Below are 12,999 nucleotides of genomic sequence, written 5' to 3'. Positions count from 1 at the left end.
CTTCAATAAGTCCGTGCGGCTCGCGCCCAGATTGAAATGCAATCAACTGTGGGAGCGAGCCTGCTAGCGAAAGCGATTGTTCAGGCAACCCGATAACCGGGCCGGACAATCTTCATGCTCAGTGCACAGGTCAGAACAAACGGCACGAGCATGGCAATCAGCATCCCCAGCACAAACATCGGGATGTACTGCGGAATGATCGAGATGAACCCCGGCAGACCACCGACGCCGATGGCCGAGGCCTGAATCCTGTTCAGCGACAGGAACACGCAGCCCAGCGCCGAACCGGTCAGCGCGGCATAGAACGGAAACTTGTAGCGCAGGTTGACGCCGAACATCGCCGGCTCGGTGATACCGAAGTAGGCGGAAATCGCCGAAGTCGACGCCATGCTCTTGTCCCGTGCATTACGGGTCATCCAGAACACCGCCAGGGCGGCACTGCCCTGAGCGAGGTTGGACATGACGATCATCGGCCAGATGAAGGTGCCGCCCTGGGTCGAGATCAACTGCAGGTCGACCGCGAGAAACATGTGGTGCATGCCGGTGATGACCAGCGGCGCATACAGCAAACCGAAAATCGCGCCGCCCACCATCGGCGCCAGATCAAACAGCATGACCAGCCCTTCGGTGATGAAGATGCCGAGGTGGCGGGTCACCGGGCCGATCACCGCCAGCGCCAGCACGCCTGTGACGACGATGGTGGTGATCGGCACCACGAGCAATTGAATGGCATTGGGCACGCGCGCCCGCAGCCATTTTTCGATGACGCTCATCACGTAGGCGGCGAGCAGAATCGGCAGGATCTGCCCCTGATAACCGACCTTCTCCACCTGAAACAACCCGAGAATGTCGAAGTACGGCAGATGCTGCCCGTCCAGCCCGGCGACGGCCTTGCCGTAGTTCCAGGCGTTGAGCAGATCCGGGTGCACCAGCATCAGACCGAGCACGATGCCGAGAATCTCGCTGCCGCCAAAGCGCTTGGCCGCCGACCAGCCCACCAGCGCTGGCAGAAACACGAACGAGGTGTTGGCCATCAGATTGATCAGGCTCCACAGCCCGTCGAGTTTCGGGTAGGCATCGAGCAAGGTCTGCCCGTCGATGAACATGCCTTTGGCACCGAGCAGATTGTTGATGCCCATCAGCAGGCCGGCAATGATCAGCGCCGGCAGGATCGGCATGAACACGTCGGAAAACACCCGCACCAGACGCTGCATGGCGTTGATCTTCTCGGTACTTTTCTGTTTGACGTCAGCAATGGTCGACGCTGCGAGGCCGGTCTGCCGACGCAGTTCGGCATAGACCTTTTCCACCTCGCCCGGACCGATGACGACCTGATACAGGCCACCGGTGAAGAACGAGCCTTTGACCAGGTCGATCTGGTTGAGCGTGGCGCTATCGACCAGGCCCGGATCCTTTAGGGCCAGCCGCAACCGCGTGACGCAATGGGCGGCCTGTTCGAGGTTGTCGCTGCCGCCGAGGCTTTGCAGCAATTGCCTGGCGATGTTCGGATAGTCGTGGCTCATGCTAGTTCTTCCGCTATGGATTGTTGTTATTGGCAGCACGCCGAAGCGAAAAATACTCGTCTGTACGAGTTAATGCAACAACTCGTACAGACGAGTTTGTTTTAGTATGTTCCTGCCAGACCGAAGGCGAATTTTCCTACCCTGCCTTAGGGTGATTTCCATCGTCCACATGGACAAAGCCCTACCCTGGCCTTAAGGTTCGAAGCTTTGAGTACAGTCGGCACCGAGCCTACCCATGAGCAAATACAACCAGATCTATAGCGATCTGCTGGCCAGCATTACGACTGAACGCCTGGAGCGCGGCGCCCGCCTGCCTTCCGAAACCGAACTGATGGACAGCTATCAGGCCAGCCGAGGCACGGTACGCAAAGCCATCGAACTGCTTCAGGAACGCGGCTTTGCGCAGAAAATCCATGGCAAAGGCACCTTTGTGCTTTCAACCAACCCGATCGAATTTCAGCTCGGCGGCATCGTCAGTTTCCAGGAGACCTACCCGCGCCTGGGCAACGATGTCAGCACCGAAGTGGTCGAACTGAGCCAGATCCCGCTCGAAGGCGCACTGCTCGAACACATCCATGCCGAACCCGGCAGCCTCATCACCCGGATCAAGCGTGTGCGGCGGATCGACGGCAAACGGGTGATCCTCGACATCAACCACTTCGTCAGCGAAGTGATTCCCGGCCTGTCGCTCGATATCGCCGAGCAATCGATCTACGCCCATATCGAGCAGACCCTGCAGCTACAGATTGCCTACGCCCAACGCACCATCGAAGCGGTGCCGCGCAGCAAGGACGATCAACTGCACCTGGACCTCGACGGCCAGAGCCATGTGATCGTGGTCAGCAACCAGACCTTCCTCCAGGACGGCCGTCAGTTCGAGTACACCGAATCGCGGCACACCCTCGACAAGTTCTACTTTTCCGACGTGGCGCGGCGCTGACCCCGACACCTTTCGAACGATCATGTGCGGTACATATGTAGTGCACTCCCCTTGAACGAATCGGCCATGCTCGGTCTTCATTTCTCAAGGATGGAGAAAGCATGTACGCCACCCAACAAAGCCCTCTGCCGAACGCGGCAGACAAAGCAGCGCTGAAGCGAATCGCCTATACCGTCGTGCAGAACTGCCCCGGCCTGCAGGACGCCGCCCATCAAGCCGCGGGTGACCTGCTGGAAGCAAAAGGCTTGTCGAGCCTCGAACCGGATCAGGTTTATTTCCATCGCTTCAAGACGGCCCAGAGCAGCACCCGCTCGTTTACCGGCTGGGAGCACATCCGCGAAAAACCCTACGAATCGATGACCCTGACACAACTGGTCATTCATCGTTTTCGCGCCACCGACCAAGACAACGCCGACCTGCTCGATCTGTACGGTGGCTTCTACAGCGAAGGTCCGCAGGGCGAGAATTTCGACGAAAAGAACCAGGTGTGCCTGCACGGCAACGAGGTCTTGAAGGCGTTCTGGAGTCTCGATTTCAGTGGGCACTACAGCGCCACGCTGACGGACTTCTGGAACAGCCACGGTGAGGATTTCCGCACATTGGCAAAATGCAACCTCCTCAGCCGCGCAGTGCAGGCGCTGGACCTCGGGCAGCTCAGCGGCAGCGACTTTCAATGGCTGCTGGACTCCGTGGTGGGTCCCGTCAGCTGGCCGGTCACCCTGAGCATGCTGCAAGCGAGCCACACGCCAACGGGGAATGTGTTCGCCTTCGACATTGACGGGCATATCTCCACGCAATTGCTGCGCATCGTCGACTCTGCCGGTCGGCAGATTATCTATCTGCCCGGTGAGACCGAGGCGTTCGTGGTCAAGGAAACGCCGGCGGACCTGCATTGGTGGGTGCTGGATCAACTGAACGACGCGAAACGCCGCGCGGCCTTCCTCGAGCATTTTGCCCTCGCCGATCGTCAACACATGAGCGAGAACATCACCGATCTGATGAATCGCCTGGTGGGCACCTGGGGCCGCTCAGATCATCACCTGATCAACCGCACGAACCAGGTGCTGAGCGACGATGCATTCAGTTGGCTGCGCGACTCGACACGCCAGGCGATGTTTGCTGAAACCCACCTGTCCCTGACATCCAATGGCGATCTGCGCAAGAAACTGTGGATCGGCTATCTGAGTGCGGGCCTCAAGGTATTTGGTCCGATGGCCACTGTCGGTTGGCCGCTGGCGTTGCCGGTGATTGGCGCCACCCTCGCCAGCATGGGTCTGAATATTGAACAGGCGCAAAACGGCAAGACAAGGGCCGAACGCAAAGCCGGTGTGCTGGGTGCGGTTCTGAGTGGCATCAACCTGTTATTCAACCTTCCATTGCTGATCGGCACCGGGCCGATGCTGGAAGTTGGCGCCGAGGTCGAGGCGGCAGAAGCCGCCGAAATGGCTGAATACAGCGAAGCCTTGAACGCCTCCGCCGAAGCCGACAACCCACCGATCATGGTGCCGGACGATGCCGACATCACCCTGCCAACTGTCGATGAAACGACGCTGATTCCGGCGCAAAACGCCCTATCGCCTCCGGTGCCCGAACGGTACCAATGCAACGAGTTGCTTGATGGCACAGCACTCGGCGAAGAGTCCGGGAAGTTTCACGGCATCTACCGTCTCGACTCGGATCCGCCCTATGCCATTCTGATGAACGATGCGCCGTACTATGTGCGCTACTTCGCCAACGTACGCGGCACTGGCGACTGGGCCATCGTCGACCCGGAGCGCCCCAACCAGCTTGTCCACGCGCTGCCGGTGCGCCTCAATGGCGAAGGAGAATGGGAGCGCATGCCAGCCTTGGGCCTCAAGGGTGGCGGCCAGTGCATGGGCAAACAATGCACTCCGGATCTCGAACTCGACACCTTCGAACCTGCATCAGCCGAGACGCCCGTGCAACCGGCAGAAGAACCACAACCCTCGACATCGCGCCCCCCACGCCCGGTGACCAGTGCCTTCGACATCGAACCGTCGGTACGCCGTTCGATAAAAGCCTGGGCGTTGAACCTCAACGAAACCCATGCCCGGTTGCAGCCCGACGGTGCCGGCGGTTTTGCCATGGACGATCCGTTCGAGTTGTATGCCGCTGGCAAACGCCAACTTCTGCAAAGTTCAGCCCGAGGCTTTTTCAAGAACCTGCCGTGGGTCATCCAGCCTGCGCGTCCGGTGATACCCGAGATCAACCGGCTGATGCCACTGGCCGATCTTGTCGATGGCGTTTTTGAAAGTGCCTCCGGGCTGGTGGTCGGAGAAACCCTTGATCGCATTGCCAGCATGGGTTTTCTGATCGAAAACATGCCCGCTCTGGCCCGACACGTGAAAACCCTCTACCTGCGCGGCCTGCTCAGTGACTTCGCTCAAGTGGAACTGAACCGCTACTTCACCAGCGGCAACATGACTGCGGATTTACACACTTACTTGAACAGCCTGGGCACCGATCCCGCCGGTCGACTCAACCCACTGGAACTGGTTCAGGTTGCACGAGCGAACGGGGTTCGGATTCAGGCGATCGATTGCGCCGCCAGCTACAAAATGAAAACACCGCTGCCCTCCGTCGACGAGCAAATGATGAACACCTACCTGACCAACGACATCATGACCGGTGACGTCTACCTCAACAGCCCCGGAAAATGGATCGTAGTGACCGATGCTCACAACACCAACACCTTCAGAGGACTGCTGGGCATCAGTGAACTGAAGGGGGGAATCGGCTTGCGAATCGATGAAGTCGGCGCCGGTGAAGAGCTGGGCGTGGATGTCGATCCGGGTATTGAAGTCCCACGCGGCAGCTCGCCCGGTGGCACTGTCAGACAAGGAAATCCAGACCTCCTGCGCGCCGACTTGCGCTTGAAAGTTCAGGCACCCGAGGTGACCTGGACCGAAGATACGCTGGAGAATCTGTTGTACAGGCGCGGCATGTATCTGTTCGAAAAAGCGGGCGACAGCTACACGCTGATCCACCGCAGCAAACAAGGCATGCTGCAACGCACACCGATCACTCGATCGAGTGACGGCAAAGTCTCCCTTCACCGACCTGCATGGCAGCGCGTGAATGACATTGCGTTCGCCAGTCTGAAGGACATGTCACAACGGTTGTCCGATACAGGATTGATATTGCGCAGCCGGATTCCTGATTGAGGCTGATCGGTTACCGATGAACGCTACAAACGCAGAGGCCGCGTGAATCAATGCTTCACGCGGCCTCTTGTTTTGCCTGCTCTCACGCCTTCAAGGCGTGAGTGGGATCACTCCCACTCAATCGTCGCAGGCGGCTTGCTCGACACGTCGTAAGTGACGCGGGAGATGCCTTCGATTTCATTGATGATGCGGCCGGATACGGTTTCCAGCAGTTCGTAAGGCAGGTGAGCCCAACGCGCGGTCATGAAGTCGATGGTTTCTACGGCACGCAGGGCCACGACCCAGGCGTAACGACGGCCATCGCCGACCACACCAACCGATTTCACTGGCTGGAACACCACGAACGCCTGGCTGACCTTGTGGTACCAGTCGGCTTTGCGCAGTTCTTCGATGAAGATGTGGTCGGCGCGACGCAACAGGTCGGCGTACTCCTTCTTCACTTCACCAAGGATGCGCACGCCCAGGCCCGGGCCCGGGAACGGGTGACGGTAGACCATGTCGTACGGCAGGCCCAGTTCCAGACCCAGACGACGGACTTCGTCCTTGAACAGTTCGCGCAAAGGCTCGACCAGTTTCAGGTTCATCTCTTCCGGCAGGCCGCCCACGTTGTGGTGCGACTTGATCACGTGGGCCTTGCCGCTTTTCGCGCCAGCCGATTCGATCACGTCCGGGTAGATGGTGCCCTGAGCCAGGTACTTGATGTTGTCCAGCTTGCAGGATTCGGCATCGAACACGTCGATGAAAGTGCGACCGATGATCTTGCGCTTCTTCTCCGGATCGGCTTCGCCGGCCAGGTTGTTGAGGAACTGCTCTTCAGCGTTGGCGCGGATCACCTTGACGCCCATGTTCTCGGCGAACATGGCCATCACTTGCTCGCCTTCGTGCAGACGCAACAGGCCGTTGTCGACGAAGACGCAGGTCAGCTGGTCGCCGATGGCTTTGTGCAGCAGTGCGGCAACCACCGAGGAGTCAACGCCGCCGGACAGGCCCAGCAGCACGTTGTCGGTACCGACTTGTGCGCGGATGTTGGCGATGGCGTCTTCAGCGATTTTCGATGGGGTCCACAGGGCTTCACAGCTGCAGATGTCCAGCACGAAGCGCGAGAGGATGCGACCGCCCTGTTTGGTGTGGGTCACTTCCGGGTGGAACTGCACGCCGTAGTAGCCACGGTCGTCGTTGAACATGCCGGCGATCGGGCAGCTAGGGGTGCTGGCCAGAATGTGGAAGTCTTCCGGCATCTTGGTGACTTTGTCACCGTGGCTCATCCATACATCGAGGCCGAACAGGCCGTCAGCGTCGATATGGTCTTCGATGCCGTCGAGCAGGCGGCTCTTGCCGACCACGTCAACGCGGGCGTAACCGAACTCACGCAGTTCGGAACCTTCAACCTTGCCGCCCAGTTGCTCGGCCATGGTCTGCATGCCGTAGCAGATACCGAAGACCGGTACGCCCAGATCAAACACTGCCTGTGGGCAGCGCGGGCTGTCGGCGACGTGCACGGACTCGGGGCCGCCGGCGAGGATGACGCCTTTAGGAGCGAATTCGCGGATCGCATCTTCGTCCATGTCGAACGGGTGCAGTTCGCAGTACACACCGATTTCGCGCACGCGGCGGGCGATCAGTTGGGTGTATTGCGAGCCGAAGTCGAGGATCAGGATGCGGTGAGCGTGAATATCGAGGGCCATGATTCAGTCTCGTCTAAGTCGTTCAGAAACAGTCGTGATTCAGAAACAACTCGGGGCTGAATCAAACAGCCCCGGTTGCTTTGCTTGTTGCTTGAAGGCTCAACCTACGCGGTAGTTTGGCGCTTCTTTGGTGATCTGCACGTCGTGAACGTGGGATTCGGCCATGCCAGCGCCGGTGATCCGCACGAATTCAGGCTTGGTGCGCATTTCTTCGATGTTGGCGCTGCCGGTGTAGCCCATCGAGGAACGCAGACCGCCCATCAACTGGTGAATGATCGCGCTCAGGGTGCCTTTGTACGGCACACGGCCTTCGATGCCTTCCGGAACGAGCTTCTCGGCGCCTGCCGAGGAGTCCTGGAAGTAACGGTCGGAGGAGCCTTGAGCCTGGGACATGGCGCCCAGCGAACCCATGCCGCGATACGCCTTGTACGAACGGCCCTGGAACAGTTCGATCTCGCCCGGTGCTTCTTCAGTACCGGCGAACATCGAGCCCATCATCACGCAGGAAGCACCGGCTACGATGGCCTTGGACAGGTCACCGGAGAAACGGATGCCGCCGTCGGCGATCAACGGTACGCCGGTGCCTTCAAGGGCAGCGGCGACGTTGGCGATGGCACTGATTTGCGGGACGCCGACACCGGCGACGATACGGGTGGTGCAGATCGAGCCAGGGCCGATACCGACCTTGACTGCGTCAGCGCCTGCTTCGGCCAGAGCCTTGGCAGCGGCGCCGGTGGCGATATTGCCGCCGATCACCTGCACTTCAGGGAAATTCTCTTTGACCCAGCGAACGCGGTCGATCACGCCTTTGGAGTGGCCGTGCGCGGTATCGACTACCACGACGTCCACACCGGCATTGACCAGCGCGGCTACACGGTCACCGGTGTCTTTACCGGTACCGACAGCGGCGCCAACGCGCAGACGACCTTGATCGTCCTTGCTGGCCAGCGGGTAGGCTTTGGCTTTTTCGATGTCTTTGACGGTCATCATGCCTTTGAGGGCAAACTTGTCATCGACGATCAGAACTTTTTCCAGACGGTGCTTGTGCAGCAACTCGCGGACTTCGTTCTTGTCGGCGCCTTCACGCACGGTGACCAGACGCTCTTTAGGCGTCATCACTTCACGTACGGTGGCTTCCAGACGGGTTTCGAAACGCACGTCACGGGAAGTGACGATGCCGACCAGGTCGCCATCGTGCAGCACCGGAACGCCGGAAATGTTGTGCATGCGGGTCAATTCGAACAGGTCACGCACCGTGGCATCAGCCTCGATGGTGATCGGATCCTTGACGACGCCGGCTTCGAACTTCTTGACCTTACGCACTTCGGCAGCTTGCTGCTCGATGGTCATGTTCTTGTGGATAATGCCGATGCCACCTTCCTGAGCCATGGCGATTGCCAGACGGGCTTCAGTCACGGTGTCCATTGCAGCAGAAACCAGAGGAATGTTCAGCTCGATGCCACGGGTAAGGCGGGTCTTGAGACTGACTTCGTTAGGAAGTACCTCGGAATAACCAGGCACTAAGAGAATGTCGTCGAATGTCAGAGCTTCTTGGCTGATACGCAGCATCGCGGGGGCTCCCGAGCGGGAAAATGGAAGCGCGCCATTATAGTCATCCACCCCCCGCTGTTCAATGTAAAACTCAGCTTAATATCAATGTTGCTGATATACGGAGACCCCCGCCGTTACAGCTCCACCTTGACCCAAGAGACAGGTTGATCGAGCCAGTCAGCAAACTCATCGATAAAGCTCTGCTTGAAACCGGCTTCAAGCCAGTTGTTGAAGATGAAGCCGAGGTTGGAAAACGCACATTCCTGCAAATACAGAAAGCCGTTGATGTCGTCTTCATGCCCGCATTCGGGGCAGGTGAAGTTGTCGGTGCGCCCGGGCATCCAGTCCTCCAGGCTATCGAACAGCGCTTCGCCGACCTCGCGACGGCACTCGGCGCAGCCGGCTTCTTCGAGAAAACCTTTGGCCGGGGTGTAGATGCAGCGCTTGGTGACGATCTCCAGCCCGTTGATCGGCTCACCGAACGGCAACGCTTGCGGGTGCAGCACCACGGCCCGCGCACCATCGGCAATCGCGTACGCCATGCGGTTGCCGGTGCGGCCACAGGTTGTCAGCTCTTCTTTGATGATGTTCTTGCGCACCAGCCAGCGCACGATCGCCCGGGCCCGGGGTTCGTGGACCGGCAGGGTGGAGATTTTCGGGACGATGATGCTTTGCGAGTTCATGGTGCAAGCCTGCTGCAAATACTGAGGATGTCCATTGTGGGAGCTAGCCTGCTGGCGATTGCGGTGGGTCAGCAATACACATGTTGACTGACACTGCGCGATCGCCAGCAAGCTGGCTCCCACAGGGAATGGCGGCCGGCAGCTTAATCCCTGACAAAATCCGGTCAAGTGCTGAGGTAGCGCCCGATCAACGCAATCCCGCTCGCCAGCACCAGCCATGTCACCAGCCGCACAAACGCTTCGCGCGACAACTTCATGGTCAAGTGCCGCCCGATCCACAACCCCAGCGCCATGGCCGGCAACAGACACAATGCCAGCATCAACAAGGGTAGCTCGGCATACACACCGGCGATGGCAAACAGACTCAAACGCACCACTGTGCTGCAACTGATCAGCGCACTTTGCGTCGCCCGCGCGGCGTCTTTCGGCAGCCGACTGTTGAGATAAATCGCATAGAGAAAGCCGCCACTGCCAAACAGCGCGCCGAACAACCCGCCCACCGTCCCCATCGGCACTGCCCACGCCGCCGACAATTGCGCTGGCCGCACTTTCACCCACAGGCTGTAAATCGCATAAGCGCTGATAAACAGCCCCATCAACAGCAGCAACAGATCGGATTTCAGATTAAGTAGAAAGATCACCCCCAACGTGCAGCCGACTGCCATGCACGGCAGCAGCCGCAACAGCTCCGGTTTAGCCACATCCCGCCGCGACGGCAGCAGATTGCCGAACGCCGCGACAAAATCCAGCAGCACCAGCAACGGCACGATCTTCGACAGCGGCATGAACAGAATCAGAATCGGCCCCGCCACCAGCGCCGTGCCAAATCCGGCAATACCGAACACGATGTAAGCCAGGGCGATGCCCAGCCCGATCACCGCCCAACCACCGGCCCCCCACGACCACTCAGTCAACAACCCCGCCACGCTCATCGATGCGCTTCCTTAATAAGCCTGAGATGACTTTAGCCAGCGCCGAGGGTTGCGACTAATATCTTCCAGGCCGCTTACCCATCTCGAAAAGGCATACCTGTGCTTTCTACCCGTCAATTGCGTTACTTCGTGGAAATCGCCGAATGCGGCAGTTTCAGTGCTGCGGCTGAACGTTTGTTCGTTGCGCAATCGGCGCTGAGCCGGCAGATCAAGGACATGGAGACACGCCTGCAAACCCCGCTGTTCGAGCGTACGGCGCGCCAGCCTCGACTCACGGCAGCAGGCGAAGTGTTTTTACCGCGAGCACGAAATCTGCTCAATGAATTGAGCAAGGCCAGCGCCATGGCCACTGAGGTCGGTAATGGTCAGCTCGGCACATTGCGCCTCAGCCATTCCAGTACCGTGTCGATCAGCGGCCGTTTGCTCAGTGATATTGGCGCTTACCTGCAACAACAGCACGGCGTGTCGCTGGACATCGGCAAGTTGTCTTCCGAGGCGCAATTGGAAGAGTTGGCCGAAGGACGCCTCGACGTCGGCCTGCTGCGTCTGCCCGTGTTGCGTCAGCGCGAAGGTGTTCAGATTGTGCCGCTGTTTACTGAGCGCTTGCTGCTGGCAGTTCCGATGAATCATCGATTGGCCGAGGCTGAGCGTGTTGACCTGGCCCAACTGAAGGACGAAGCGTTCATCTCGATCCCGCATCCGCACCGCGGCGGCCTGAGTTATCTATGTGCAGACTTGTGCATGCGTCAGGGTTTCTTCCCGAAAGCCGCGCGGGTCATGTCGCGCAAGACCACCCAGCTCCAGCTGATTCAGGCCGGGTTCGGCATCGCCCTGCTGCCGGAATCGATGCAGGACATCGCCCCGAGCGGCGTACGATTCCTGCCGCTGACCGATCCCGATTGCCACAGCACCGTCGCCCTCGCCTACCGCCAGAATCCCACTCCGCTGATCCAACACTTCCTCCAGACCTTCACCAATCCCCTGTAGGAGCTGACGAGTGAAACGAGGCTGCGATCTTTTGATCCTGACCGCCAAAAGAAAGATCAAAAGATCGCAGCCTTCGGCAGCTCCTACAGGGGAGCGTGTATTGCATTGGAAATTAGCTTTAAACTGCGCCCCATGATTAAAGATCCCTTTGCAAGACTTGGCCTGGACCGTGAAGTCCTGACCGTCAGCCAGCTCAACGGCCGCGCGCGGGTGTTGCTCGAAGACGTGTTCAGCAACATCTGGGTCGAAGGCGAAATCTCCAACCTCGCCCGCCCGGCGTCCGGCCACATCTATTTCACCCTCAAGGACAGCGGCGCTCAGGTTCGATGCGCGTTGTTCCGGCAGAACGCGGCGCGGGTGCGTCAGGCGCTGAAGGATGGCCTGGCGGTCAAGGTGCGCGGCAAGGTTTCACTGTTCGAAGGCCGTGGCGACTATCAGTTGATTCTCGACACCGTCGAACCTGCCGGTGACGGTGCGCTGCGCCTGGCGTTCGATGCATTGAAAGAAAAGCTCAGCGCCGAAGGCCTGTTCAGTGCCGAACGCAAAGTGCCGTTGCCCGCGCATCCGCAACGCATCGGCATCATCAGTTCGCCAACCGGCGCGGTGATTCGCGACATCATCAGCGTATTCCGCCGGCGTGCGCCGCAGGTGCAACTGACGCTGATTCCGACTGCCGTGCAGGGCCGCGAAGCTACCGCGCAAATCGTCCGAGCGCTGAAAATGGCCGATGCCCGTGGTTTCGATGCACTGATCCTCGCCCGTGGCGGCGGCTCGCTGGAAGACCTCTGGTGCTTCAACGAAGAAGCCGTGGCCCGCGCCGTCGATGCCTGCGTGACGCCGATTGTCAGCGCCGTCGGCCACGAAACCGATGTGTCGATCAGCGACTTTGTCGCCGACGTGCGCGCCCCCACGCCGTCGGCGGCTGCCGAACTGCTTGCTCCCGATTCGAGTCATCTGATCCGTCAGGTCGAAAGCCTGCATCGCCGTCTGGTGATGCGCATGCGTGATCGCTTGATGCGTGATCGCCTGCGCCTGGAAGGAATGGCCCGTCGCTTGCGCCATCCCGGCGAGCGTCTGCGTCAGCAGGCTCAGCGTCTGGATGATCTGGACATGCGCATGCGCCGGGCCTTCGAACGCCATCTCAATACCCGCCGCGAACGCCTGATCCGCCTCGAAACCCGCCTCGCCGGGCAACATCCGGGACGGCAACTGGCGATGTTGCGTCAGCGCCTCGACAGCCTCGCCGAACGCTTGCCCCGGGCCATGCGCGAAGGCCTGAAAAACCGTCGTCTGCAACTGCACAGTCAGATGCAGACATTGCACGTGGTCAGCCCGCTGGCAACGCTCGGCCGTGGTTACAGCATTCTGCTCGATGAGCGCGGCCAGGCGATCCGCAACGCCGCGCAGACCCACACCGGCCAGCGCCTCAAAGCCAAACTCGGCGAAGGCGAACTGCAAGTGCGCGTCGAGGACAATCACCTGACGCCTGTCACCCTCTCTTTACTGGACTGAT

Annotated in this window: 9 protein-coding genes; 4 read left to right on the top strand and 5 right to left on the bottom strand. The window is 59.7% G+C overall.

Annotated features, from left to right (window positions below):
• Window positions 1-80: 80 nt before the first annotated feature.
• Entirely contained in the window at window positions 81-1,523 is a 1,443-nt protein-coding gene (gene treP / locus QZR14_RS11230) for a PTS system trehalose-specific EIIBC component (RefSeq protein ID WP_250606284.1), read from the bottom strand.
• A 235-nt stretch (window positions 1,524-1,758) separates the two neighbouring features.
• Between treP and treR the strand changes: the two genes are divergently transcribed.
• Window positions 1,759-2,463 carry a trehalose operon repressor gene (gene treR / locus QZR14_RS11225; protein ID WP_034156275.1) on the top strand — a complete coding sequence of 235 codons (705 nt, stop codon included), beginning with the start codon at window positions 1,759-1,761 and terminating at the stop codon, window positions 2,461-2,463.
• 101 nt (window positions 2,464-2,564) lie between these two features.
• Window positions 2,565-5,648, top strand: a complete 3,084-nt coding sequence (locus QZR14_RS11220) for a membrane-targeted effector domain-containing toxin (protein ID WP_311996558.1) — start codon at window positions 2,565-2,567, stop codon at window positions 5,646-5,648.
• A gap of 107 nt (window positions 5,649-5,755) precedes the next feature.
• Here the strand turns inward: QZR14_RS11220 and guaA are convergent, their stop codons facing one another.
• From guaA to QZR14_RS11200, 4 genes are all read right to left on the bottom strand, one after another.
• Window positions 5,756-7,333, bottom strand: a complete 1,578-nt coding sequence (gene guaA / locus QZR14_RS11215; RefSeq protein WP_311996557.1) for a glutamine-hydrolyzing GMP synthase — start codon at window positions 7,331-7,333, stop codon at window positions 5,756-5,758.
• A gap of 99 nt (window positions 7,334-7,432) precedes the next feature.
• Window positions 7,433-8,902 (bottom strand): IMP dehydrogenase, encoded by a 1,470-nt coding sequence (gene guaB / locus QZR14_RS11210; RefSeq protein WP_034156270.1) that lies wholly within the window; start codon window positions 8,900-8,902, stop codon window positions 7,433-7,435.
• Window positions 8,903-9,018: 116 nt separating this feature from the next.
• On the bottom strand, window positions 9,019-9,567 hold the full coding sequence (locus QZR14_RS11205) for a sugar ABC transporter ATPase (protein ID WP_201228387.1): 549 nt from the start codon (window positions 9,565-9,567) through the stop codon (window positions 9,019-9,021).
• Between the two features lie 164 nt (window positions 9,568-9,731).
• Window positions 9,732-10,499, bottom strand: coding sequence for a sulfite exporter TauE/SafE family protein (locus QZR14_RS11200; RefSeq protein ID WP_311996556.1), 768 nt, complete (start codon window positions 10,497-10,499; stop codon window positions 9,732-9,734).
• Window positions 10,500-10,598: 99 nt separating this feature from the next.
• On the opposite strand from QZR14_RS11200, the gene QZR14_RS11195 reads away from it, so the two are divergent.
• A complete protein-coding gene (locus tag QZR14_RS11195; RefSeq protein WP_311996555.1) occupies window positions 10,599-11,486 on the top strand; it encodes a LysR family transcriptional regulator in 888 nt (295 codons plus the stop codon).
• 132 nt (window positions 11,487-11,618) lie between these two features.
• The gene (xseA, locus tag QZR14_RS11190) at window positions 11,619-12,998 is read left to right on the top strand and encodes an exodeoxyribonuclease VII large subunit (protein WP_042704978.1); all 1,380 of its coding nucleotides are present in this window, start codon (window positions 11,619-11,621) and stop codon (window positions 12,996-12,998) included.
• Window position 12,999 lies beyond the last annotated feature (1 nt).

This window comes from Pseudomonas sp. rhizo66, from assembly GCF_031931925.1.
Classification (GTDB): domain Bacteria; phylum Pseudomonadota; class Gammaproteobacteria; order Pseudomonadales; family Pseudomonadaceae; genus Aquipseudomonas.
This window is presented reverse-complemented; position numbering and strand designations above follow the sequence as displayed.